Source organism: Pseudanabaena sp. lw0831, from assembly GCF_016584665.1.
Taxonomy (GTDB): Bacteria; Cyanobacteriota; Cyanobacteriia; order Pseudanabaenales; family Pseudanabaenaceae; genus Pseudanabaena.
This window is the reverse complement of record NZ_BBJB01000061.1, coordinates 1-23270: the sequence shown is the minus strand read 5'-3', so window position 1 is coordinate 23270 and position 23270 is coordinate 1. Positions and strand designations below refer to the sequence as shown.

Below are 23270 nucleotides of genomic sequence, written 5' to 3'. Positions count from 1 at the left end.
CGCCGCCTTTCTCTATTTGGGTTTTATATCTTTAAAGTTGTTGGCAAGGAATGCGATCGCTTAAAACGGCTGTGGCGATCGTATAGGTACTAATCTCTAAATAAGCATCAGATGGAGCCTCAAAACAAAATTCATCTTCTGGGAAAACTGCTCTCTCAATACATTCATCTAACCCTATCTGTAATCGAATAATTTGAATCCGTTTAGTTTGGTTAATGTAGCGATAGGGCTTTTTATTGGATTTATGTAAATCAGAATTTAGCACGTCTTTCAAATTGGTTAAAAAAGAACTTTTCTCTTGCAAAAACATCTAAGTACCTCGGCATAATTAAAAAAATGAAACCAAAACATTTATCGCCCGCTTAGTAGGCGGTAAATGTTTTGGGGTTTTATATTTAATTGTGCATAGCTACTTAAAAGCTGCTATGCCAATGTATTAATGTGTTAGCTGGAATATTCGATTTAACTTTATTATCATGTATATTCGTACTGCCTTTTAATAGGGAGAATGTAAACAAGAGATCTTGTTTACATTCTCGATATATAACTGATAGATCAGTATTATTCGCTTCTGCAAATTGGCGACACAATAACAATTCAATCCTTGCAATTATCTCGTCAACTTTGTTGAAATTAGCTATATTCTCATGCTCTTGAAAAAGTTGATAAAAATCATTTTTGTTAGTGCTTCCACCAGAGACAGATATAGATACCCTGACTTTATCCTGAACAATCCCAGAAGAAATTTTTATCTTCTCTCCATTGGAGCCAAATTTTACGATATTAATAATGAGATTCCTAACCATGCAGCAGATCATATCTCGACGAGCATACACAATAGAATCATGATTCATTTCAAATAAAATCTGAATTCCTCTGGAGGATTTAATTCTAGACAACCTCAAGATGCTATCAGATATCACCTCATCAATCATAAATGTAGTATTTACTTCCTTGACCTTGATTGATTCAGTTGCAAAATTCTTCAGGGTTTTTTCTTGATGTTTTGTATAAGCATTTTTGTTTGAAATTGCATTGATATATTCAGTGCAAATAATCGATTCTTCATTTTGCATATTCATTGTTTTCATCCAAATTCTTTTTTCTATTTAGATATAAACTTGATTTCGAGGTTTGAATTTATCTTTGATAAATTCAAAACCACTATGACAAATCAATAAACAGCGATCACTTTACGTCCGATATTCTTGAGGATATACTGTGCCTGACTAGCATCGCGATCGCTGACTAGCCCTATCACTAAAAACTTGCCATCATTAATAGCTTCTAAAAATTGCAAGGTGTCCTGTACATTAATTCCTAGCCCTGTCAGAACTGATGGTAAACCATGATCTGAAGCAATATATTCCCAATACATTGAGTTTTGATGTTCTTGATATTGGTTTGAAATGATGACAATCTGAGGTGAACTCAAGCCTTGTTGCTGCATTTCTAGTACTGCATCGTTAGCTTCTTGTCTTGAAGAAAATATAGCTATAACCGTGCATATGCTTTCTGGCTCAGATTGAACATTGCCACTTTTTTCATAGTTTTCTGGTGCGATCGCATAACTATTTGGCAGTCCCATGCCATCAAAACTAGAAGTGTATTTGATGAAATCTTGGTTAAGAGTATTTCTCTCATTTGTTATAGTCATCATCACTTTCTCAAAATAAATAAATAAGCGTAAAATCAAACATCTTGTGTCAATCTCACTCCTTGTATACAGCTTTATTAGTCAGCAAAAAGGGTAAAGCAATATCCTAGAAAGTTTATTGGGTAAACGTTCTAGGGTGTGTTTAGCTTTTAATTTTGTTTTAACTTTGTATAATGCCCTGTAATGTATCCAATCATTTCAACGATTGATTTAATGTGTGGCAACGATTGACTTGATTGACTTAGCAATAAAACGTATTATTTGTAACCTGCTGCTTGCAGAAAGAAAAGATGGGCATAGCGTCCATCTGCTGCCAATAACTGCTCGTGACTGCCTTGCTCGATAATCCGACCATCTGCCATCACGATGATTTTGTCCGCCATGCGCACAGTCGAAAACCGATGGGAAATTAAAACTACCATCTGATCTTTGGTGAGAGAACGGAAATGATTGAAAATATTCATCTCTGCTTCAGCATCCATAGCCGCCGTAGGTTCATCGAGTACGAGAATGTCGGCTTGCGATCGCATAAATGTTCTAGAAAGCGCAATCTTTTGCCATTGTCCGCCTGACAACTCTTGACCACCCTTAAACCATTTACCCAACTGCGTCCCAAATTTCTGTGGCATATTATTAATAAAAGGTTTCGCCATGCCCTTTTCAGTCGCAATTTCCCATTCTTGATTGTCATTAATGCGTTCCACATCACCAACCCCAACATTCTCTCCTACGGTAAATTGATACTGTACGAAGTTCTGGAAAATCACACCAATTCTTCTGCGTAATGTATCAATATCCCAATCATTTAAATCAACACCATCTAATAAAATCCTGCCACTACTAGGCGTATATAGCCGAGTCAGAAGTTTGATGAGTGTAGTTTTGCCAGAGCCATTTTCGCCCACGATCGCTAATTTCTCACCATGCTTGAGATGCAGTGAAATATCCTTTAAAACAGGCTCTTGGCTTTCAGGATAGCAAAAGGAAACATTCTCAAATCTAATTCCTTCCGATACGATTCCCTTGGTAATTTCACCCTGAGATTGAGGAATAGGCTGTTCTAAGAATTCGTAAAGATTAGCCAAATAGAGATTGTCTTCATACATGCCGCCGATGGAAGTTAGAGCTGATGCGAAAGTAGACTGACCTTGACGGAACACGACTAAATACATTGTCATCTCCCCTAGGCTAATTCGACCTGCGATCGCCTCCATGACGATCCATGCATAGGCGGCATAAAACGCGCCTGTGCTGAGCAATCCCAGCAGATAGCCCCAAAATCCTTTTTGAATTGTAAGATTGCGATCTTCCACGTAAAGGCGATCAAAAACATCACGATAACGCTGCAATAGCATTCCGCCTAATTGATAAAGCTGGACTTCTTTCGCATAGTCCTCTCGCGCCAGTAAGGTCTCTAGATAATGTTGCTGACGGGTTTCAGGCGATCGCCATCGAAACAGTTTAAAAGCATGTTCTGAGAATCTAGTTTCCGCAATAAAAGACGGAATCGCCGCTAAGACCAAGACAATCACTGCCCAAATGGAAAAGTTTAATAATAATCCGCTAAAGGTCAATAGAGTTAATGCTGACTGCCCTAAACCAAAGATGCGACTGATCAATGATAGCGGACGACTAGAAGCCTGCGCTCGCGCCTGAGACATCTTGTCATAAAACTCTGAATCCTCAAAATGCGCCAGATCGAGGGTAAGCGCTTTTTCTAAAATTAATACGTTTACTCTTTGACCAAGTAGCACTCGCAGCAATGATTGAGATACGGTTAGTCCTTTCTGAACCGCCGCCAAAATCACGATCAAGATTGCTTCAAATCCCACGTAACTAAGAGCCAAATTGCGATCGCTTAACAATCCACTCCGCGCCGCCAACACAACGCTATCGACGATCAATTTACCAACATAGGCGATCGCCGCAGGTAACAGTCCGCTCACAAGTGTAAAAATAGCGATCGCCAAGGTTAATCCACGGCTAGTCGTCCACACTAGACCTAAAGCCTTGATGCCATAGCGAAATATTGTCAAAGACTTACGCAAAGTCTTTTTAAGAGATCTCTGTCCCTTTAGTTCACTTTTTTTCTTTTTTGCCATACAGCCATTTTATAGCTACATTCATCTCTAAAACCAAAGAAGCTAGAGGCGGCGCTTTGCGCCGCCTCTAGCTTCTTTGGTTTTGATGTTTAAGAGATCGCTTAATCGATCGCCAGTAAGCCCTGATGGGAAACTCTGTATAGTCACGAGTAATAGATAACAACACAATCAAATGACCAAAAAATGTGGATATCGCCCAGAATTTAGGAAACCATGCTAAAGGAACATCAGGTTCTGTTGGGAAAAGATAGACAGCTATGGAAGCGATCGCAGTTGGTACTAATACTAATAAAATCCCCAAAATACTTAACCAACGACTGTTATAAACTTGCACTGCATTGGCATTTTCCCAGCGCTTGCCTGTCCATGTCCATCGCAACAAAGAGATTGTATCTGCCATCCTCAAAAATTGCTGACGTCGATCGGCACTTTGCTCAAGGATAAAAATATGACTACAAAAATCGCAAGCCAAAGATTCCATCATCGGCATGGGTGCGATCGTGCCACGCATACAAACAGGACAAGGAGACGATGGCGATCGCGAACTAAAATAACTCATAGCTTCACCGCAAAATATAAAGTAGTTGCAATTCATGAATTGCAACTACTTTATATTTTGCCACTACTTTATGTTTACTCAACAGCAAAGGTAATCGCTACTACTGCCCGAATATCTTTATCAATCGAAGTGGTGTTGTAAGAGCCACTGTTACTGACCTCGGTGGAATATCGCGCCGTAATTTGAAAGACATCGGTTTCCGCCTTACGAATTGTGCCGAGGCGACTACCCGAAACATTGACGATCGCATCGCCCCTAGCCTTCGCATCTTTCGTCGCTTCCGAAATCATTTCCACCCGCAACTGACTAAGCTGCGTATAGAGATATTCCGCAGGCTCCGAGGTGAAGGGAATACCCTCATTAATCAAATCTGTACTCGATCGCGCGATCGCACTAATGCCATCGACATCCTTAGAGCGAATCTCAAAGCGTTGTATCAATCGATAAGCTATGGTTTTGCCAGTTTGGACTCCATTACTATTGGTTTCAGGAATCGGCTGAGTTTCGATCGCACTAACGACGATCGCATCATCAGGAATATTTTTGCTCTTGAGATAGGCTCGCACTCGTTCGTTATAGCGTTTGAGTTCTTGGTAAGCCAGCGGCAATGTCGTCTGTTGACTAGAAACCGAGCTACGCCAAATCACAAAATCCGCACGAATGGGACGAGTCGATGAACCAATTACGGTCAAGATGTCATTTGACCTTAGCGATCGCAGGGCATTGCCAGCGAGATAGGCACTACCAACAAGTGCGATCGACAGAGCAAGCATTCCACTGAATAGTTGTGGAAATGGAGATGCTGGTTTTGGTGTTAAGGCGTTTGGTTCTGACAGCATAGCTTTATTGGGAATTGTTACATTGCATGACGATAAGGGGCTTGTGTAGTTACGGCTTGTAATAAAACGTAATTCTGGGAAAAGGGAAAAAGGAAAAACTGGATTGATTTTGTTCAGCTATCTTTGGATGACTTTAGCTTTTAGGCAAGAATTTTGTCCTTAATCTTTTTGTAACAATTAACACAGAAAAATATACACAGATTGGTTTTGTATCAATATATACTATGCAATGTTATCCGATTGAAAACATCTAGCAACATGAAAGCGTGCTATTAAGATCATGAATAATGTTATACATCAAGTTACAGATTCTGCCTTGTTCTTCGACGGTTCAACAGTTTCTGATAGTTACAAAAAACATCTTGCCAGTATGTGGACTTCGCTGGAGCGGCGGTTCGAGGTTGCCCGCGCCAACCATAACACCGAACTTTTGGCAATGCTGGAGCTAGAAAGAATTGCGATCGCCCCCAATCAAGCAGAGACACCAGCAGCATCGCTATGGCAAGGACTACGGAATTTCCTATTTACGAAAGCCGAAATTAAGGTCAAGCAAGTTTGCGATCGCTCTGGCAATCAGTGGTGGTATGCCTACAATCCTGTCACTGGTCAATCTGTCTATGCGGATACAGATACAGAAATGCGACTGTGGCTCAAGCAACAAGCTTTGTAAAGGAAAAGGGAAAAAGGAAAAAGCTGGGTAATGTCTTCCATTCTCCAATTTGCGAATCAAGAGTCAAAAAGAGTCTACTTTTAAACTTTATCCGGTTCTCTTGGCAAAAGCAGAGATTGAGATCCCCGACTTTTTTGTGAACTTGACAAGCCCCTTTGATTGCGGAGAAAAAGTCGGGGATCTGTGCATTTACAATTTTTCCTTCACGCGATCGCTTTTTATTATCAATATCTTCAAGAGCAAAGGCGCGATCCAGCTTTCCTATTAAAGCGAAGTGGTTTTATCGGTTGTGGTGATGGCGATCGCAATTTGTCCACCGAGAAATATCGATTATAATCAACTACAGGTTGTTAGGTTAAGCTTTATGCAAAGTACTGTAAATCAGGTATTAGAAACTCCTTCATTCCAAAAGGCGATCGATGCGGTAGAGGCTTTATCTTTGCAAGATCAAGTTGTGCTGCTTAATATTTTAAGCAATCGTTTGAAACAACGTCAAAGCCAGCAAGTCATCCAAGAGGTCAAAGAGGTTCAGCAGGAGTACTTGGAAGGGAAAGTTAAATTTGGTTCTGTTAGTGATTTCTTAGCGGAGTTGGATAGTTGAGAGAAATTGGTTGGACTCCTAAATCAATCAGAGCTTTTAAAAGGCTGGTTCGCAAAAATCCTCAACTGCGTCCTTTGCTCGAAAAGACTTTACTGCAATTAGCTGAGGAGCCATTTCATCCAAGTTTGAGAACTCATAAGCTGATGGGAGATTTGTCGGATGTATGGTCTTGTTCTGTTGATTATAGCTATCGGATATTGTTTCAGTTTGTCCAAAATCCTGACAATAGTATTGAAGCCATTCTATTGATTAATATTGGCTCTCATGATGAAGTCTATTAACAAGGAAAAAGGGGGAATTAAAGAGTAAAAATCATCTATTTCTAAATTTTTCCTTTTTCCTTTTTCCTTTTGCCTTTTTACTTTTTACTTGGCAAAAGCATCGTTGATTCGATCGCTTCGCGGACTTGTTTGCTTACGTAGCTGCGGTTCATGCACTCGACAAGGAGGAGATTGGCTGCGTAATATTGTTCGAGAAGTTCTGCTTGCTCATCAGTAAATTGCCAATCGTGACCGATATTGCGGCAATCGATACATACCTGACGCAATTCCTTTGTCCATTCCTCTCCATGATTTTTCCACCAAGCATAGAACTCCTCTAGGTCAGTCGGTAACTGAGACTTAAGCGCTTGCAGCGCTTGTCGCAATACATCATCGCCAAGATCAGATGCGCGGGTGCGGGCGCGGACAAGAGCGAGGTGTTGGGCGATATCTAAGGCGTTGTCGTTGTTGTAGAGATATTGGGCGCGGGCGGAGATGTTGAGGTCGTTGGCACGGATGAAGGCAAGAGCGAGGGAGAGGTCTTGGGAGAGGTCGAGGTCGAGGTCGCGGATGATAACGCTGGCAATGGTGATGGCGAGGTCTTGGTCTTGGTTGAGGTCGAGGGCATGGTTGAGGTCTTGGTCGAGGTCGAGGGCATGGTTGATAACGAGGGCGTGGTTGATAACGATAGCGATGGCGAGGCCTCGCCTGTGGGTGAGTGAGAGGTCTTCCGCGAGGAAGAGGTCTTGGTTGAGGTCTTGGTTGAGGTCTTGGTCGAGGTAGCTGGCGAGGTTGAGGTGGCTACCCAGACCGATATCTAATTGGAGGGCGCGGGGGTAGAAGTGAGCGTGAGCTTCAAAGTATGCATAAAAAGCTCTAACTGCGACAGTTTTATAGCTAAATTCTACAGAATTTGTCTTTTGATCTACCCATTCTAGAAACGCTTGCAACTTCTCATCATTTGCAACCATTCCATCAATGCGATCCTTCATTATTAACAAAAAATCATCCGATCGCCTCAACATTTCCGCAGTCAGATAAAAAACCTCCTTCCATCTGGGATTAGAAATATTCTCGATCAACCTTTCAAAATGTCTTTCCCGTTCAATTTCTCGTGCCGCAAAATATTCCTGAAAAGTCAAATGGGAAAAAGAATAAATATTTCTTGCCCTCTCCACTAATAACCCATGATGATGCTCGATCGCCTTTAGCACCACCTCACTATCGAGCCGCAACACCTCAGGATCGGCGGATGCTTCAGGGAGATTGCAGATATAGTCCTTAATCTGGCGTTGCAAATCCTCTTGCCGAAAGAAATATTCACCATTCACAAAGGTATTAAAGGCAATCTGTCCCAGCATATCCTCCTTGTTTTGTGGCGACAGATGCTTATAAATCATCTCCCGTTCGATATTGCGCTTGGCATCCCACTTTTTCATCAACACTTCCAAACCTTCCTTATACAGTTCCGATCGCTTCGGAGGGAAGTCGTTACGTTCTCCAAATACCAAACACAACAACGTCAGTAACAAAGGACTTTTAGCCAATTCTTTAACAGGCTTATTCCCCTTCAACCTTTCTAACAATCGTTCTGCCTTTGACTTATCCCTCTCTCGAAACCAATTATTCACAAAGGTTTCAATCTGCCCATCATCAAAATCCGCCACCTCAACTTCCGTAAACTTCTCAAACTGATATTCTCGCGCTGCAATCCGACAAGTAATCGCAAAGCGATTTTTTAGCCAATCCCTCGAAAATTGATCTATGTCCTGCTTAACACGGCGATCGTCCTCTTTCTTCACCTCATCCAATCCATCCAACAGGATCAACGCTCTCCCCTCCTTGAGTAAGCGCTTCACCACATCCACCGCCACCTCCCGCTTTTGAAATTCCGTCAAAATATAATTCTCTAGCGATGGCTGTTCCCTCTCCTCCGCATAAGCCTTCAGCGTCACAAATATTGGCACAAGCTCCCCATGAAATCGACCACCGAGGCAAGACATCGCCAAATATTTCATAAACGTGGTTTTCCCTGCCCCTGGTTTACCCAACACTACCAACTTCTGAATTTCTTCAACTGCGTCAAATCCCGTCACCCGTTTTTTAATTGTCCCCACTAAAAAGCGATCAAAATGCTCACGGGTACATACCTCCATCACCTCGTCATAACCAATCCGCCGCCGCCCAGTCACATCCTTAATGATATTCACATCGGTATAAATCCGATCCAGATCGACAGGTTGCGTCATATCCAACACCCGCATCGTCCCACAGCGCTCCGTCACATCCGCCGCAATTTTTTGTTTCACCTCTTGGACTAAAAGTTCTAGCTCTTTTGGGTTGCTATCGTTTGTAACCTCAACTTCGTCTAATTCGGCAACTTCCTGCCATCTCAGTTCAAGAGCATCACAGATAGCAATAAATTTTGGTTGCTCAACACTAAGCCCATTTAAAAATTTGCTGACTAATTGACGCGATGTACCCGAAACACCAGCAACAAAGTCTTGTGTTTTGCCTAAACGTTTAAAAGCTGCATTTGCTTTTTCCTTGCCCACAATCGAAGCAGTAAGTGTTGGCTTTGCCATGTAATCGCATCCCTAACATGAAGCTAACATGAGTCTAACACCTTACTCTGACTTGCTTTTAATAATTTCGGGTGACGATAGTTTTATTCAAATCACAGAGGTTTTTAATTATGTCAGCCCCAAATCAAGCCCAAGTTCAAAAGCCAGTCACAACTCAAGCGATCGCCCAACTCGATAATGCACCAGCTAAACAAAATGCGATCGCATCCACACCATCAACAACACCCGCTGACGCATCCAATACAATTCCTGCGATCGCCAACAATCCCACTGTTGCCATAATTCTCGCTTTCGCAGTGTTAGTTCGCAGCATTCTAGGCTCATCTTCAAGCAAAAAGTAGCTATAGAGAAAGCACCCTGTGAGTGCTTTCTCTAACTAATTGCATCCCAAAAAAATAGCTTGCCAAATATAGGCGCAACAACTGAATTAATGCTTAGATGAAGCTTTTAATGTAACGCAAATGGCACTTGCCGAAGCCTACATCAACGGGCTAGAAATTCCAGACGACATCTTGCGATCGCAGATCACTTCTATCAATCACAAAAAAAGTCGGGGATCTGGGTATTTGAAATTTCTTGATTAGAGTGCATTACGCTGTCGCTAACACACCCTAAGACTATAGCTAAAGACAATTAATTAGCGGACAAACGCAGGCATCACCTCGGCCGCAGTCATCAACCCATAAATACCGCGTTGATGGAACTGCTTACCAGCCTTCAGATAGCCAAACGCTGGCCCGCAAACATTCGCCGCCATACTCGTCTCATCGCCAAGCGTGAAAGTATGCGTAGAAATCTTGCCCTCAAAAGTACGACCCGTCAGCTTCATATTCGTGCTCAAAGGCTTCTTCGGATTGCGCGTATCGACTACACCACCAACCGTGACCCGATCGCGATCGCAAATACCGACACGCTCCAGCATGATGTCATCAGCATGTTCCATATTTTCCAACGAGATTAAACCATTGGTCTTTTCGAGTAGAACTTCCACTTCCACATCAGTCATCGCCTGAGCCATATCCACCGTATAGCCAGACATATGCGCGATATCTTCACGAATCGTAGCGCGATAGGCATTCCAGTTCGCAATGCCGACTCCGAAAGTAATCTCAACCTTATGGACTTCCGCAAAGCTTTGAGCCGCGATCGCTGCCGCCGCAGTCAACAACCCTGGAGTTGCACCACAACCAGACATATAAGTAATTCCTGCTGCCGAGAGTTCAGGAGCAAGAGCAATCATTTGCTCAACAGCACTAGTACGCTTGATTGCATCGACTAGCACACCCTGCCATCCTGAAGCAATAAATTGCTTGGCAACACTTGCCATAAAAGTATTGGGTAGATTCGGTAATGCTAAGAAATAACCATCAACATCCTTGGAGGTAGCGATCGCCTCAGCGATACTGTCTTGCGTCAAAATGCCCGATGATTCGAGATAACCTAGAGATCCTTTGCTTTGATAGGCTGCGATCGCATCTGCGGCGTTGAGTCCATTGCAATCGTAAGCAAAGCCTTCCTTATCGGCGGCTACGACTAACTGCATTTCTTTCTTGGCGTTAAGCAACTTTGCCGCCGCCTGACCTAATCCGCCAAATCCTAAAATTCCAACTTTTAATGTCATTAATTTAAACTTCGTTTATCGAGGTAGTTTTTAATTAAGTACCTTGGCATAATTAAAAAAAACGAGCCAAAATCTGTACCGCCCGCTTAGCGGGCGGAACAGATTTTGGGGTTTTATATTTAATTGTGCCTAGCTACTTATATTGCGATCCTTTAATTTGACATATTTTTGGACTCATTGGCAAAATCTATAAATTTTGATTCGTGCTGTCAGCTACAGTCACAATGTCATCTATAGCTCACAATAGTTACGATAGTTCTATGGGTAGCGATCGCGATCGCGCACAAGCAATGAAACCCCGCATTATCATCTGTGGTTTAGACCGAACAGGTTATAAGATTTTGAGCCTACTGAAGCAGCAAGGCTGTCTTGTGGTCGGTATTCACGATCGCCCAATTCATCATCCCGATGCCGAAATTGTGATTGGAGATCTGGCGGCGGCGGAGACTTTGATTGCCGCAGGAATTAGAGACGCGCAGACTTTGATTTTGGCGGGAGCCGATGAAACCCGCAACCTGACAATTTTGATGCAAGCGCGAGTGCTTAATCCCCATGTCAGGATTATTAATCGCTTGTTTAACTCTAGTTTGGGCGTGCGTCTCGACTTGACTCTGCCCAATCATTTGACCATGAGTGTAGCTGCTCTAGCCGCGCCCGTATTTGCCTTTAGCGCGATGGGTAGTGAAGCGATCGGGCAATTACGCCTATTTAATCAGACTTGGCCAATTCACGAAGAATATATCGACGATCGCCATCCTTGGTTAGGTAAACCACTATCAGAATTTTGGGAAGATCGCACTCGCATGTTGATCTATTATCTGCCCTATGACGAGAGCAAAGTCGATCTGGTGAGTGCCGTTCTCAATGGTCGAGCATTGCAAAGAGGCGATCGCCTATTACTTGGGACGCAACCTAGCGTGCGCACTGCATCGCGTCCGATCTTGCAGAAAATATCGAAGCTATTCATGAGCATTCGTCACTTTCATGTGCATGGAAGAGCCGTGTTATTTACTGCGATCGCTTTATTGCTAACAATTTTTTCGGCAACAGTGGTATATACCAGTTTCCAGATGAAAGTTTCGTTAGTAGATGCGCTGTATTTCTCGGTAGGAATGATTACAGGAGCAGGCGGCAACGAGCAGGTTGTGGAACATTCTGCTGATAGCATCAAAGTTTTTACGATTGTGATGATGCTGATTGGTACGGCAGTAATTGGGATTTTTTACGCAATCTTAAATGATTTTATTCTCGGTTCTAGACTTAGAAACTTTTGGGATGCGGCGCGAGTCCCACAACGAAATCATATTGTGGTTTGCGGTTTAGGAAGTGTCGGCGTGCAGACAGCATTGCAACTAGTCAGCTATGGATACGAAGTTCTAGTGATAGAACGCGACCTAAATAATCGCTTTTTAGATACCGTGCGATCAAATGGTATTCCTGTTATTCATGGTGATGCGAGCCTTCCAACTACGCTCAAAGCCGCCAATCTCGAAAAAGCTGAAAGTATCCTTGCTGTCACTAGCAATGACACAGCCAATCTCGAAATCGCGCTCAATGCTAAGGGCATTGCGCCCCGATGTCGGGTGGTGGTGCGCTATGACGATCCTTACTATGCCAGCATGGCGCAGGAAGTATTTGATTTCGAGTCAGTTCTTAGTCCTCCTGAAATCGCGGCTCCTGCCTTTGCTTCTTCAGCACTGGGTGGACGCATTCTCGGCAATGGTATTGTCGCAGATAGTCTCTGGGTAGCGATCGCGACGATGATTACGCCCAATCATCCATTCTGCGGAAAACCTGTACGGGAGGCATCAATGACAGCGGATTTTGTCCCACTTTATATCGAAACTTCTTGCCAAACAATTCATGGATGGAATTTATTAGAAGCTTCGCTAAGCGCAGGTGATATTCTCTATTTGACGATGCCTGCGGCAAAGCTAGAACAACTCTGGCGTGTTGCACCATTTCAAGTAGCAGTTAGCTAGACAACCCGTATTGTCATCGCCTCATTAATCTTCTGTTATTTTGGATGCCAAACTAGCGAAATATCTTTATCATAATCTAGAGGATATGAGGGGCGGCGCAAAGCGCCGCCCCTCATATCCTCTAGATTACTATCCAAATACTTACGAGGCATTGATGTTTTCTTTCCCAGTCTATTTGGCGATGCATATTCCCGATGGGTATCTGAGTTTACCTGTAAGTTTAGTCACAGGGGGCATTGCGATCGCCCTAATTGCTCTCTCTCTTAATCGAGTTCAGTCAGAATATAAAGAACGTACCGTTCCGCTCATGGGAGTGAGTGCTGCTTTTATATTTGCTGCGCAGATGATTAATTTCCCAATTGTGGGTGGTACATCTGGACATTTGATGGGTGGTACTCTAGCGGGTATCTTACTTGGTCCTTGGGCAGGTTCGTTAGTAATGTCAGTGGTCTTCATCGTGCAGTCTGTCATGTTTCAGGATGGTGGACTAACTGCTCTAGGCGCAAACATCACGATTATGGGATTAATTGGAACCTTTGGTGGTTATTATCTCTATCGAGTGATCAGATTTTTGATTGGACGCAATACATGGTTAGGCATGAGTGTTGGCACTGCGATCGCTTCATGGACAAGTGTAGTTGTGGCGGCAGCAGTCTGTGCGGTGCTGTTGGCTCTTTCAGACACCGTCCCCTTGGCTTTAGGAATGACTGCTATGCTTACTTGGCATTTCATGATCGGGCTTGGCGAAGCATTTATTACTCTCGCTGTAACTAGCTTTATCTGGAAGACTCGTCCTGAGCTAATTTATGATGCTCCTAAGCCCCTCTCTCCTAGCCCCTCTCCCAGAGGGAGAGGGGAATAAGATATTTCCATAAACACTCTAAACAAATGCATAAAAATCGTATTTTTCTATTCTCAGGATTAATTCTAGCACTGAGTATTGCCGCATTCATCTCACCCTTTACGAGTAAAGATCCAGATGGATTAGATCGAGTTTCTCAAGATCTAAAATTTGAAGAAAAAGCTACTGAGAAACCACCAACAAAACAACTTCCCTTTGCTAATATTTTTGAAGAATATTCTTTCAAGGCAGTTCCCGATCAGAAAGTATCAACTGCACTAGCAGGAATCACAGGGACATTAGTTGTATTTGGCTTAGCGTGGGGAGTTGGCAAACTCACAGTAAGAAAATCTGAACCAAAACAGAAATAGAGGACGAAACACAGTAAGTAGCTAGGTTGGGGGCACGCTGCGCGTGCCCCCAACCTAGCTACTTACTGTTATGAAACTAAATCTATGCTATTACATATTCACCTAATTGAGTCAAGTAATCATCTATCTCAAACACAGAGCGATCGCTTAAATGTATGGAATCGCTTAGCTGTACATACACGCTTGATCTGTGTATTTCTATTGGTATTTGCGATCGCCCTAACTCCGATGGGCAGGTGGTGGACTTGGGCAGTATATGGAGTTACTGTTTTGCCAATCCTATATTGGAGTAAAGTTGATTTAGGAATTCTAGCCAAACGCATGGCGATCGAATTAGCCTTTATTAGCGTGATCCTATTAGGAACTCTCTTCCGTGGTGGTGGACAGATACTTTGGCAATGGGGATGGTTACAAATAACTACCAATGGATTAATAATTTTAGGAAGTGTGAGCATCAAAGCATTTTTATCTTTACTGCTGTTGAATATTCTTACCCTCAGTACTTCCATTCCATTATTACTACAAGCTCTAGTTACCCTCAAAATGCCACCACTGTTAGTTAGCATTCTCTCCTCAATGTATCGCTACATAGGAGTCTTAACTAATGAATTTAATGCGATGCATCGTGCGGCAACTGCCCGCAATTTTGCGCCACAAAATCTCTACAATCCCCAGCGCCACGATCGACCGTGGCAACGACAGGTACTAGGCAATATGTTGGGAGTTCTGTTTATCCGTACCTACGATCGCGGCGATCGCATTTATCAGGCGATGTTAGCACGCGGCTATCAAGGTACTCCAGTCATGCTCGAATCAGTTACGAGCACATGGAGCGATCGCATGGCAATTGGTTGCGTTATTATTTTGATTATAGTCGGTCAAGTTTTTATTAGTTAAAGCGCTTTGCATCACAATCCTATTTCTATTGAGAACCTCAGTTATTGTTATCCTGATGGTATTCAGGCTCTAAAAGGGATTAATCTCCAGATCGCCGCAACCGAGAGGGTGGGACTCATTGGAGCCAATGGTTCTGGAAAGTCAACATTACTTTTGCATCTGAATGGTATTCTCATGCCACATCAGGGCGAAATAGTCGTCGGTGAGCTGCTAGTCACGTCCAGCAATTTCGCCGCAATTCGGAATTTTGTCGGTCTTGTGTTTCAGAATCCAGACGATCAATTATTTATGCCAACGGTTTGGGAAGATGTTGCTTTTGGTTTAATGAATCAAGGACTCCGAGGAGATGAGCTAAAAGCAAGAGTAGCAGAGGCTTTGGTGGCAGTCGGGCTAGATGTTGCAAAATATCGAGAGAGGCTATCTCATAATCTTTCTGGTGGTGAAAAGAAACGAGTTGCGATCGCAGGGGTTTTAGCAATGCAGCCGCAGGTCTTAGTATTTGATGAGCCATCTGCCCAGCTCGATCCGCGATCTCGCCGTCAGTTAATCCAGCTTTTGCAAACCTTGCCCGAAACTCAATTAATTGCCACCCACGATTTGGACTTAGTTCTAGAGCTATGCGATCGCACTGTTGTCTTGAGTGAGGGTGAAATTGTCTATGATGGTGCGACAAAGAGGGTATTAAGCGATCGGGAGTTTTTGTTAGCACATTCTTTAGAAATGCCATTAAGTCTAGGATAGCATTAAGTCCTTTAATAGGGCTTATCCTGCGACCTCAATAGCAGCTTGAAAAATCGTATCAGTCATCAAATTTAGTTCGGGCAAAATATCAGATTCAATCCGTTTCCCAGCAGTAAAAAGAAATAGCTGATACTCTCCTTCGATTAATTTACATACTGTTACGGTCGGCTGCTTTGGCTTGCCAATGTGTCGCACTGCCCCTAAAGCTAGATAGTCCACAATCCAATATTCAGCAATTCCCATTGCTTCATATTCTGCCAACTTCACAGCATAATCATTGCGCCAATTGGTACTTACCACCTCAATTACTAGAGGTACAGTCTTTCCATTTTGAATTACTGAAGACTTCTGCCAGAGAGCTTCATTTACTAGTTCCCGCCGATCTATGACCACCACATCAGGAATAAACCCTGTCTCAGCCATTTCTGGCTTTAGTAGACACATCCTACTAACACGATAGTTAGGATGATTACTACGAACCTCTAAAGTTAGCTCTTCAGACAAAAAGCTACTAGCTAATTCATGATCACCTATGGGCATCATTTCTCTAACCACTCCTCTATATAGCTCATAGCGCCTACCATCTTCGGGATACCAATCGATAAACTCTTCAAAAGTCATGCGATCGCAGTCAACTAATGCTTGCACCATTGCCACACCTCTATCTTTGGGGTTTTGACTTGCCTCAATTATAACTGCTATAACTAAGCTCAATTTGCTGACAGCATAGCAAAAAGTAATTGTCATATACAGTGAAAAAACACATTTTATTCATTCTGCCGTACCTCAATCAAGGTGGCACAGAAAAGCAAGCCCTTAGCCTCATTGAAGGACTACAAGATCGCTACAAAATATCGCTATTAGCTCCAGATGGCAAAGGTGCACCCAAATTTCGAGCTTTACCAATTTCGCAGCGTGAATATACAAAGTGGGAGATTAATGTATTTAAAGGCTTTCCAGAACTGATCGCAAGAATCAAGGAAATCCAAAGAGAACAGGCGATCAATCTTGTGCATGTTCACGGCGCTCACGAATTAATGCTAGCTGTATATTTAGTGTTAAAGAAAGTCCCTGTTCTCTATACTGTACATGGCTTTCATGGACTAGGGGCGAAATTTAGTTATCAAATGTCATGCTGGTTTAGCAATTGGTTTGCCGATCGCGTAATTTGTGTTTGCGAAGCTGAATATAATCTTTTACGAGACGTTGGATTAAGTGAAAAGAAACTCCATTTAATCTATAACGGAGTCAAAGAGCCAATTCTCGATTCTGATAAATCATTAGAACTCACCAAGAAATTTCAACTAGACCCAACCAATCAAATCATTCTTGGGACAGCCGCCCGACTAGATAAAGCAAAAGGGCTAACCTATTTACTTCAGGCCTTTGCAAAATTGCAAGGAGAAAACCTGCGTTTAGTAATTGCAGGTAATGGTGATTTAGAAGCTTCTCTTAAACAAGAAGCTCAGGCTTTAGGTATAGGCGATCGCGTAATTTTTACGGGCTATCTTGATGACTTACCGAACTTGATGCAACTGTTCGACATTTTTGTATTGCCTTCTCTTCAAGAAGCTTGCAGTCTTGCCTGTGCAGAAGCGATGTCTCAAGGAAAGCCAGTAGTCGGAACTCGTGTGGGTGGTATTGCTGAACAAGTAAGCGATCGCCATACAGGTTTTATCGTCATGCCACGCGATCCTGATAGTTTGGCTGCTAAGCTTGCCGAACTAATTGTCGATCATGACCTACGAGATCGCTTTGCAAAAGATGGTTATAGCCGCTATCGTCAACTTTTTTCTAGCGAAATCATGCTCGAAAAAACGGCTCAACTATACGATCAGATGATTGCAACATAAAAAGAAGAGAGATGGTGCTTCGCACCATCTCTCTTCTTTTTGTTTTACGTAGGAACAACTATAACTATCCACAAAGCGATCGCTGAAATGACCGCACTCAAATGTTGAGGTATCAGCGATCGCCAAGGCTGTCTGGCAATCTTTTGCGTTAACACCCAAGTCAAAAGCACAGAGAAAATTAACGTAGTTCCTTGCAAAAAGGAAATTACCGCAGGATGAGCAATAAAAATCGGCAATGTCGAACCATCCAGCCCAAAAGTCGCCCAAGTAACTGGCAATACCCGACCCGCTTCTTGGAGAAATAGACGTAAATAATGCGCTAGATTTGCGCCTAGAACTAAAGGCAAATATCCATAGGCGATCTGGATAAATGGTCTGGGTTTACAAGCTGTAATACTAAAAGGAAGCTGATTGTCTTCGCAATTCTTTCTCCAGACAATTGTGAGAAAGTAGAGCGATCGCATGATCCCATAAGCAACTAAGGGGATTGCCGCAGAAACAATCAGAATGAGTAGAGATACTGCTAGATGTGGAAAGAATGCTTCCTTAATAGTCGGCAACCCCAAAGCCGAGGTGATTTCTGGTAAGCGATGCAAAAATGCACCGCCAAGCAGTAACAATAGCAATGCAACTTCATAAGTACGCGGTACATGGGTTGTCCATAATTCAATTGCGGGAGGACGAAGATTAAACTCTACAGACCTGTGAGGGCAAGCCTTGAGGCAAGTCATACATAGTACACAGTCTCGATTATCTTGTAGCTGAGCAGGATGGGAATAAAGCGGACATCCATTTGTCTCTAGACCTTCGCCTTTTTTCGCACCGCCTTTATAGCATTGATAAGTCGTACATTCAGCCGAACAAGTTCCTTGTTGAGCGCGTAACTCCGTCATTGAGAGTTTTGCAAATAGTCCATTCATCCCTCCAATTGGACAGAGATAGCGACACCAGTACCTGCGCTCAAAAATCAGCGAACAGATCGTCGCTCCAGCCGTAATCAATAGCAATAAATATGCAGAAAGATAGGCAGTATTTTGTAAATCCCAAAGTTCTTCCCATAAATAGATTAGCACGAATAGACCGAACAAAAACCATCCACCCCAACGTTCAGAAACATCACGATTCCAATGTTTAAGCTGTCGGGGGAATAGCCATAGAGAAAGCTTCTGTACTACCTCGCCGTAAATCATAAACGGACAGATAGAACACCATAGCCTTCCCACAAATGGAAAGCCAATTAAAATTAATGGCCACCACCATGCCCAAAAAAAGTTAAGCGCAATATTTTGATCGCGAGTTTGAGGTGCTAAAAACAGTATGGCAACGACGATCGCAAAAAAAGCGAACGTAAATCCATAGTTAAGTCGATCGGGAAACCAGTCACTACGTAAAAAATGCCGTAGATTGGGATAAGCATTGAGTAGATTAAAGCGAAACTTTTTACCCTTGGGTTGGGTTGACCAAAATACTGATTCGTGTAGAGATCGCGCACCCTGTGACTGTAATATTGCTCGTTCCAGCAATAATTGTAGTTCTTTTAAATTTCCTGTAAAGTCATAGCTTTGGAGACTACGTAAAGCCTCAGCAGTAATAGTTGGTTTAGGGATACCGCGATCGCGACAAAACAAACTAATGTAATATTCCACATGGGATTTAATATCGGCTTTTCGCACTCTCAAAGATGGAACTTTGATCGAATGTTTAACATATGACTCACAGGACGATTGACGTTTCTCGGAAACCATAATGATCCGCGATTCACAGGTTAAAGGCGCATCGGTTGCATTACTTCCGACTTGTCTAAAGGTTCCATTTTTTAGAAGCTGTACAATCTGAGGACGCAATTCATTGGGTAACTCTTGGACATTATTTAAAACTAAAGTTCCTTTTCCCAAATATGTTAACAACCCATGATTACCACCTGCGCGACCAAATAAATCTGCACCACTAGTTTGGACGAGGCTGCAATTTACCTTGGCGATCGCTTCCCGTCGATGTGCTGAATTAAAATGAATCAAAGCCGCAATATTATCTTTGTCCAGTCCAGGTTCGCCAAGAATCAATACTGGCTGCCGATCCTCACTGGCACTTTTTATCTCTTGACGCAGCCTCATCGCATAGCGGCTCTTACCAATAATTCCTCGCTCAGCCTTGGTAATCAGATAGGGCTGCAAAACCTGCGATCGCTCTTGCATCCACTCTAAAGAGGTTTCAGAATAATTGGAAGACATAATTCTTAAGAGGTCTATGGCTATTGCTAATTAGAGTATACTCCGTTGACTTTGCTATACATGTAAACAAATAACTTCTTTTTGTTCTGGTTTGAGCGCGAAGCGTTGTAATAAAACTGGCGACAGCAATACTTTAATTACTGACTTTTTCTTGTTTCGCCAAGTGATAATTAATGGGAGCATGACTCCCTAATAACCGCTACATCCAAACGAGATCATGGGGTAAAAGGAAGAGACATATGGGAAACTCGGAACATCTTGCGATACTGAAACAAGGGGTAGCCAGTTGGAATAGATGGCGACTTGAAAATCCTGAGATTATTCCTAATTTGAGTGGTACTAACTTAAGACGTGCCAATCTTCGCGAAGCAGACTTGAGTGGAGTAAACTTGCGGTGGAGTAAACTTGCGGTGGACTAATTTGAGTAATGCTAATTTATTAGGTGCAAATCTCAGTGGTTCTGATCTCGTTAAAGCGAATTTGCGAGAAGCAGATTTGTATAAAGTAAATCTTAAAGATGCTGAAGTGAGTGGAGCCTATTTCAGTAAAGCTCATCTAAGAGAAGCTTGTTTGGAAAGATGCGATCTGAGTATGGCAAACTTACAAGGAGCCGATCTTACTAAGGCTTATTTTAATGGTGCTAATTTGAGTGGTGCAGACTTAGACGAAAGTGATTTGAGCAATGCAAATTTAAGTGAGACAAACTTAAGCAATGCTATTTTGAGCAACGTTAATCTCACAAATGCTGATCTCCACCGCAGTGATTTAACTAATGCAAATCTAGAATTTGCCGATCTTAGTAATACCAATCTATCAGACTCAAAGCTTTGTAACGCAAATCTGAGCAATGCCAATTTACAAGAATGCGATTTGAGTAATGCTGCTATTAATCAGGCTAATCTGGATCATGCTAACTTAGCTGATGCGATTCTCAGTAACGCCAATTTAAGTAATGCTAATTTAAGTCACGCAAATTTAAAAAATGCTGTTCTGAGCAATGCAATTCTGAGCAATGCCGATCTGAGTGATAGTAATTTGGAAGATACAATCTTAAGTGATGCAATTTTAAGTAATGCAAATTTAAACGGGGCAATTTTGACTGGAGCACAACTGGTTTCAGCAAAACTAGATGCTGCATTTTTGATTGGCACCAATTTAGTTAAAGCTAATTTACGGCTTGCCAATCTGAATGGAGTTAGTTTATCTGAAGCAAATCTATTTGGAACGATTATGCCCGATGGCTCGATCCATAATCACTAATAAAGACGGCATAAATGCCGTCTTTATTAGTGATTTGTATCAAACAGTAAAACCCAAAAATATAAATCGCCCGCTGCGCGGGCGATTTATATTTTTTAGTGAGTACTTATACTTTACTAAGCTTGTGGCTTACCACCAATATCGCCATCGCCGTCAATGTCACGACCAGTAAGATTTTCTAGTGCATCAACTGCTTTACCAGCAGAATCTTTAGCGATCGCACCAACATCTGTGTTTAGAACATCAGAAACTTTCTTGACGTTTTCTTCGCCGATAGCGCCTTCAGCCTTATCCTTGAGTCCTTCAGCCACTTCCCCAGCTTTCTGCTGTAAGCCACTTACAAATCCACCAATCCCTGATTTTTGTTCTTCGCTCATTTTAATTACCTTCGTAAAGAGTTTTAAGGATGAATGCTATTGAATTATAGTCGGATAGGTTCAAAAAATTTTGTCTTTTGCAATACTCGGCAAAGGAATTTGATGAAAAAAAGATAAAAAATGACGCTTGGCAGTAAGTAGCTAAGCAAAAGAAACCTTAAAGCCCGAAAAGATAAATCGCCCGCGCAGCGGGCGATTTATCTTTTCGGGCTTTAGTTTTTATGTGGAAATTTACCTTAATATGCACCCTTACCAAATAAAACTAGCCGTAGAGTTTCAATGAGGATTTCCAAATCAAAATTTAGTGACCAGCGATCTATATAGAAAAGATCTAATTTTGCTACATCATCAATTGTATCTAAATCCGATCGCCCTGAAATTTGCCATAAACCTGTAATCCCTGGCATAACTAAATGCCTTGTATGATGCCAATTGGTAAATCTTGCCACATCCCTGACGGGCAAAGGACGTGGGCCAACCAGACTCATCTGTCCAATTAGCACGTTGAATAGTTGTGGAAGTTCATCCAGACTTGTAGAACGCAAAAAATGTCCAATCGGAATTATGCGTGGATCTTGTTCGATTTTGAACATGACACCATCGGAACTTTTGTTAAGGTGTTCTAGTTCTGATTGGCGGCGATCGGCATCCATAAACATGCTGCGAAACTTCCACATACGGAAAGATTGACCCTGTAAGCCAATGCGATCTTGAGTATAGAATACGCTCCCTTTAGAACTAGTTTTAATCGCGATCGCAACTCCAATAAATACTGGCGATAAAACTATTAACCCAAGAAAGGCAGCGACCAAATCCAAAAAGCGCTTAAAAATATATTCCCAATTCGCTAACAGCGATGACTCAATCCGAATCATGGGCATTGATGCAAAAATCTCTGGAGTACCGCGCCGATGAAGCAGCATTAAGCTAGATGGAACTAGCCTTAGTCCAATTCCCGCATTGCGAAGCTGCCAATATAATTGAGAAGCAAGTTGTGTTTCTGGCAGGCCTTCCGCAATCACCTCTTTTGCTCCAGAACTAATAATAGATTGTATTGCGTGTGAAGTATTAGCGAGAGAAGAAGTAAGTACCCCGACAACTTTATAGCCAGTTCTTTTTTCGACAATTTTGGCTAAGTATGATAAGCGATCGCTAGGCGCAATGATAAAAACTGGCGTATGGATTCTGGCGATCGGAAACTGATCAAAGAGCAAAGTTAATAGCAAGCGTAATCCGATAATCATTACTATGCTGCCAATCCATGCGGGAAAAAACAGCGATCGCGGTGCGTCAACTCCAGGGCTATAAAAATAGCTGACCACCAAAGATGCCATGTATATGCTGCTAATGACTTGAGTTTGCTTTACATAGTTACGCCATTGTGACTCTCCTCGGTAAAAGTTGTGATAGGCAAATCCTGTAACGATCGCTGCCGCAAAAGCCCAAAACAAACCCGTAAATCCTGCAAATTCGCCCCAATTAAGTTCTGGTGGTAGAGGTGAAAAGCCCTGATTAAGTCTTCGAGAAACTTGCCATGCTATGCCCAATCCCAAGGTGTCACTAGCAATTAGGAATAGCGATCGCAACCAGTTGAACTCGACCATAGACCATTGTTTGATCTGGTTACCTGCTCGAATGTCATATTTTTTCGCACATTGTTCGGTGTGCTTCTTGGTTGGTTTGCGATCGCTACTCACTCTCATATTCCTCTTTTGCTCTTAATCTGATTGTGCATCACAAAATTTGCTTTGTTTAAGTCCCTGTTCATTATCTTGCCCAAATGCTGTCTCCAATCAAAACCCAAATGAGAGTTGCGGCGCTTC

26 protein-coding genes are annotated in these 23270 nt (G+C 42.4%); 14 read left to right on the top strand and 12 right to left on the bottom strand.

The window, feature by feature from the left end:
* Window positions 1–31: 31 nt before the first annotated feature.
* The 6 genes from APA_RS12355 to APA_RS12330 all read right to left on the bottom strand — a co-directional run bounded on the left by APA_RS12355 (window position 32) and on the right by APA_RS12330 (window position 5157).
* A complete protein-coding gene (locus APA_RS12355) occupies window positions 32–265 on the bottom strand; it encodes a DUF1830 domain-containing protein (RefSeq protein ID WP_201322571.1) in 234 nt (77 codons plus the stop codon).
* Window positions 266–413: 148 nt separating this feature from the next.
* On the bottom strand, window positions 414–1082 hold the full coding sequence (locus APA_RS12350) for an ATP-binding protein (protein WP_201322570.1): 669 nt from the start codon (window positions 1080–1082) through the stop codon (window positions 414–416).
* A 92-nt stretch (window positions 1083–1174) separates the two neighbouring features.
* On the bottom strand, window positions 1175–1660 hold the full coding sequence (locus tag APA_RS12345) for a hypothetical protein (protein WP_201322569.1): 486 nt from the start codon (window positions 1658–1660) through the stop codon (window positions 1175–1177).
* A gap of 254 nt (window positions 1661–1914) precedes the next feature.
* Window positions 1915–3759 carry an ABC transporter ATP-binding protein gene (locus APA_RS12340; protein WP_201322568.1) on the bottom strand — a complete coding sequence of 615 codons (1845 nt, stop codon included), beginning with the start codon at window positions 3757–3759 and terminating at the stop codon, window positions 1915–1917.
* Window positions 3760–3826: 67 nt separating this feature from the next.
* Entirely contained in the window at window positions 3827–4318 is a 492-nt protein-coding gene (locus tag APA_RS12335; RefSeq protein ID WP_201322567.1) for a hypothetical protein, read from the bottom strand.
* Window positions 4319–4392: 74 nt separating this feature from the next.
* Complete coding sequence (locus APA_RS12330; RefSeq protein WP_201322566.1) at window positions 4393–5157, bottom strand: SIMPL domain-containing protein; 765 nt, start codon at window positions 5155–5157, stop codon at window positions 4393–4395.
* 280 nt (window positions 5158–5437) lie between these two features.
* On the opposite strand from APA_RS12330, the gene APA_RS12325 reads away from it, so the two are divergent.
* The 4 genes from APA_RS12325 (at window position 5438) to APA_RS12310 (ending at window position 6709) form a co-directional block, all read left to right on the top strand.
* The gene (locus APA_RS12325) at window positions 5438–5827 is read left to right on the top strand and encodes a hypothetical protein (RefSeq protein WP_201322565.1); all 390 of its coding nucleotides are present in this window, start codon (window positions 5438–5440) and stop codon (window positions 5825–5827) included.
* Window positions 5828–6010: 183 nt separating this feature from the next.
* Entirely contained in the window at window positions 6011–6163 is a 153-nt protein-coding gene (locus APA_RS12320; RefSeq protein WP_201322564.1) for a hypothetical protein, read from the top strand.
* Between the two features lie 28 nt (window positions 6164–6191).
* Window positions 6192–6428, top strand: a complete 237-nt coding sequence (locus APA_RS12315; RefSeq protein ID WP_055076422.1) for a hypothetical protein — start codon at window positions 6192–6194, stop codon at window positions 6426–6428.
* The gene (locus tag APA_RS12310; RefSeq protein WP_201322563.1) at window positions 6425–6709 is read left to right on the top strand and encodes a type II toxin-antitoxin system mRNA interferase toxin, RelE/StbE family; all 285 of its coding nucleotides are present in this window, start codon (window positions 6425–6427) and stop codon (window positions 6707–6709) included. Before APA_RS12315 ends, APA_RS12310 begins: the two co-directional genes overlap by 4 nt.
* A gap of 77 nt (window positions 6710–6786) precedes the next feature.
* On the opposite strand, the gene APA_RS12305 is transcribed toward APA_RS12310, so the two are convergent.
* On the bottom strand, window positions 6787–9273 hold the full coding sequence (locus APA_RS12305; RefSeq protein WP_201322562.1) for an NACHT domain-containing NTPase: 2487 nt from the start codon (window positions 9271–9273) through the stop codon (window positions 6787–6789).
* Between the two features lie 110 nt (window positions 9274–9383).
* On the opposite strand from APA_RS12305, the gene APA_RS12300 reads away from it, so the two are divergent.
* Window positions 9384–9614, top strand: coding sequence for a hypothetical protein (locus tag APA_RS12300; protein ID WP_201322561.1), 231 nt, complete (start codon window positions 9384–9386; stop codon window positions 9612–9614).
* Between the two features lie 120 nt (window positions 9615–9734).
* Window positions 9735–9857 carry a hypothetical protein gene (locus APA_RS25500; protein ID WP_268961916.1) on the top strand — a complete coding sequence of 41 codons (123 nt, stop codon included), beginning with the start codon at window positions 9735–9737 and terminating at the stop codon, window positions 9855–9857.
* Window positions 9858–9910: 53 nt separating this feature from the next.
* On the opposite strand, the gene APA_RS12295 is transcribed toward APA_RS25500, so the two are convergent.
* Window positions 9911–10894 (bottom strand): saccharopine dehydrogenase-like oxidoreductase, encoded by a 984-nt coding sequence (locus APA_RS12295; RefSeq protein WP_201322560.1) that lies wholly within the window; start codon window positions 10892–10894, stop codon window positions 9911–9913.
* Between the two features lie 290 nt (window positions 10895–11184).
* Between APA_RS12295 and APA_RS12290 the strand changes: the two genes are divergently transcribed.
* The 5 genes from APA_RS12290 to APA_RS12270 all read left to right on the top strand — a co-directional run bounded on the left by APA_RS12290 (window position 11185) and on the right by APA_RS12270 (window position 15726).
* Window positions 11185–12876, top strand: coding sequence for an NAD-binding protein (locus APA_RS12290; RefSeq protein WP_201322574.1), 1692 nt, complete (start codon window positions 11185–11187; stop codon window positions 12874–12876).
* A 154-nt stretch (window positions 12877–13030) separates the two neighbouring features.
* Window positions 13031–13738, top strand: coding sequence for an energy-coupling factor ABC transporter permease (locus APA_RS12285; RefSeq protein WP_201322573.1), 708 nt, complete (start codon window positions 13031–13033; stop codon window positions 13736–13738).
* A gap of 26 nt (window positions 13739–13764) precedes the next feature.
* Window positions 13765–14088, top strand: coding sequence for a PDGLE domain-containing protein (locus APA_RS12280; protein ID WP_201322559.1), 324 nt, complete (start codon window positions 13765–13767; stop codon window positions 14086–14088).
* Between the two features lie 84 nt (window positions 14089–14172).
* Window positions 14173–14985 carry a cobalt ECF transporter T component CbiQ gene (gene cbiQ / locus APA_RS12275; protein WP_201322558.1) on the top strand — a complete coding sequence of 271 codons (813 nt, stop codon included), beginning with the start codon at window positions 14173–14175 and terminating at the stop codon, window positions 14983–14985.
* A gap of 6 nt (window positions 14986–14991) precedes the next feature.
* The gene (locus APA_RS12270) at window positions 14992–15726 is read left to right on the top strand and encodes an energy-coupling factor ABC transporter ATP-binding protein (RefSeq protein ID WP_201322557.1); all 735 of its coding nucleotides are present in this window, start codon (window positions 14992–14994) and stop codon (window positions 15724–15726) included.
* Between the two features lie 21 nt (window positions 15727–15747).
* On the opposite strand, the gene APA_RS12265 is transcribed toward APA_RS12270, so the two are convergent.
* Entirely contained in the window at window positions 15748–16377 is a 630-nt protein-coding gene (locus APA_RS12265; protein ID WP_201322572.1) for a Uma2 family endonuclease, read from the bottom strand.
* Window positions 16378–16478: 101 nt separating this feature from the next.
* On the opposite strand from APA_RS12265, the gene APA_RS12260 reads away from it, so the two are divergent.
* On the top strand, window positions 16479–17579 hold the full coding sequence (locus APA_RS12260) for a glycosyltransferase family 4 protein (RefSeq protein ID WP_201322556.1): 1101 nt from the start codon (window positions 16479–16481) through the stop codon (window positions 17577–17579).
* Between the two features lie 44 nt (window positions 17580–17623).
* Here APA_RS12260 and APA_RS12255 read toward each other — a convergent pair whose 3' ends face one another.
* Window positions 17624–19810, bottom strand: a complete 2187-nt coding sequence (locus APA_RS12255) for a sigma 54-interacting transcriptional regulator (RefSeq protein WP_201322555.1) — start codon at window positions 19808–19810, stop codon at window positions 17624–17626.
* Between the two features lie 239 nt (window positions 19811–20049).
* On the opposite strand from APA_RS12255, the gene APA_RS25215 reads away from it, so the two are divergent.
* Window positions 20050–20229 (top strand): pentapeptide repeat-containing protein, encoded by a 180-nt coding sequence (locus APA_RS25215; RefSeq protein WP_236579553.1) that lies wholly within the window; start codon window positions 20050–20052, stop codon window positions 20227–20229.
* Window positions 20216–21070, top strand: a complete 855-nt coding sequence (locus APA_RS12250; protein ID WP_236579552.1) for a pentapeptide repeat-containing protein — start codon at window positions 20216–20218, stop codon at window positions 21068–21070. The genes APA_RS25215 and APA_RS12250 overlap by 14 nt, the downstream gene beginning before the upstream one ends.
* 116 nt (window positions 21071–21186) lie before the next feature.
* Here APA_RS12250 and APA_RS12245 read toward each other — a convergent pair whose 3' ends face one another.
* Window positions 21187–21447, bottom strand: a complete 261-nt coding sequence (locus APA_RS12245) for a hypothetical protein (RefSeq protein ID WP_201322554.1) — start codon at window positions 21445–21447, stop codon at window positions 21187–21189.
* A 236-nt stretch (window positions 21448–21683) separates the two neighbouring features.
* Complete coding sequence (locus APA_RS12240; RefSeq protein ID WP_201322553.1) at window positions 21684–23150, bottom strand: sugar transferase; 1467 nt, start codon at window positions 23148–23150, stop codon at window positions 21684–21686.
* Window positions 23151–23270: the final 120 nt, after the last annotated feature.

What these genes read in the sequence shown, in the direction of transcription:
- APA_RS12350 (WP_201322570.1), bottom strand. Translation starts at nt 1,082, where the DNA reads ATGAATATGCAAAATGAAGAATCGATTATTTGCACTGAATATATCAAT.
- APA_RS12345 (WP_201322569.1), bottom strand. Translation starts at nt 1,660, where the DNA reads ATGATGACTATAACAAATGAGAGAAATACTCTTAACCAAGATTTCATC.
- APA_RS12340 (WP_201322568.1), bottom strand. Translation starts at nt 3,759, where the DNA reads ATGGCAAAAAAGAAAAAAAGTGAACTAAAGGGACAGAGATCTCTTAAA.
- APA_RS12335 (WP_201322567.1), bottom strand. Translation starts at nt 4,318, where the DNA reads ATGAGTTATTTTAGTTCGCGATCGCCATCGTCTCCTTGTCCTGTTTGT.
- APA_RS12330 (WP_201322566.1), bottom strand. Translation starts at nt 5,157, where the DNA reads ATGCTGTCAGAACCAAACGCCTTAACACCAAAACCAGCATCTCCATTT.
- APA_RS12325 (WP_201322565.1), top strand. Translation starts at nt 5,438, where the DNA reads ATGAATAATGTTATACATCAAGTTACAGATTCTGCCTTGTTCTTCGAC.
- APA_RS12315 (WP_055076422.1), top strand. Translation starts at nt 6,192, where the DNA reads ATGCAAAGTACTGTAAATCAGGTATTAGAAACTCCTTCATTCCAAAAG.
- APA_RS12305 (WP_201322562.1), bottom strand. Translation starts at nt 9,273, where the DNA reads ATGGCAAAGCCAACACTTACTGCTTCGATTGTGGGCAAGGAAAAAGCA.
- APA_RS12300 (WP_201322561.1), top strand. Translation starts at nt 9,384, where the DNA reads ATGTCAGCCCCAAATCAAGCCCAAGTTCAAAAGCCAGTCACAACTCAA.
- APA_RS25500 (WP_268961916.1), top strand. Translation starts at nt 9,735, where the DNA reads ATGGCACTTGCCGAAGCCTACATCAACGGGCTAGAAATTCCAGACGAC.
- APA_RS12295 (WP_201322560.1), bottom strand. Translation starts at nt 10,894, where the DNA reads ATGACATTAAAAGTTGGAATTTTAGGATTTGGCGGATTAGGTCAGGCG.
- APA_RS12290 (WP_201322574.1), top strand. Translation starts at nt 11,185, where the DNA reads ATGAAACCCCGCATTATCATCTGTGGTTTAGACCGAACAGGTTATAAG.
- APA_RS12285 (WP_201322573.1), top strand. Translation starts at nt 13,031, where the DNA reads ATGTTTTCTTTCCCAGTCTATTTGGCGATGCATATTCCCGATGGGTAT.
- APA_RS12280 (WP_201322559.1), top strand. Translation starts at nt 13,765, where the DNA reads ATGCATAAAAATCGTATTTTTCTATTCTCAGGATTAATTCTAGCACTG.
- cbiQ (WP_201322558.1), top strand. Translation starts at nt 14,173, where the DNA reads ATGCTATTACATATTCACCTAATTGAGTCAAGTAATCATCTATCTCAA.
- APA_RS12265 (WP_201322572.1), bottom strand. Translation starts at nt 16,377, where the DNA reads ATGGTGCAAGCATTAGTTGACTGCGATCGCATGACTTTTGAAGAGTTT.
- APA_RS12255 (WP_201322555.1), bottom strand. Translation starts at nt 19,810, where the DNA reads ATGTCTTCCAATTATTCTGAAACCTCTTTAGAGTGGATGCAAGAGCGA.
- APA_RS25215 (WP_236579553.1), top strand. Translation starts at nt 20,050, where the DNA reads ATGGGAAACTCGGAACATCTTGCGATACTGAAACAAGGGGTAGCCAGT.
- APA_RS12245 (WP_201322554.1), bottom strand. Translation starts at nt 21,447, where the DNA reads ATGAGCGAAGAACAAAAATCAGGGATTGGTGGATTTGTAAGTGGCTTA.
- APA_RS12240 (WP_201322553.1), bottom strand. Translation starts at nt 23,150, where the DNA reads ATGAGAGTGAGTAGCGATCGCAAACCAACCAAGAAGCACACCGAACAA.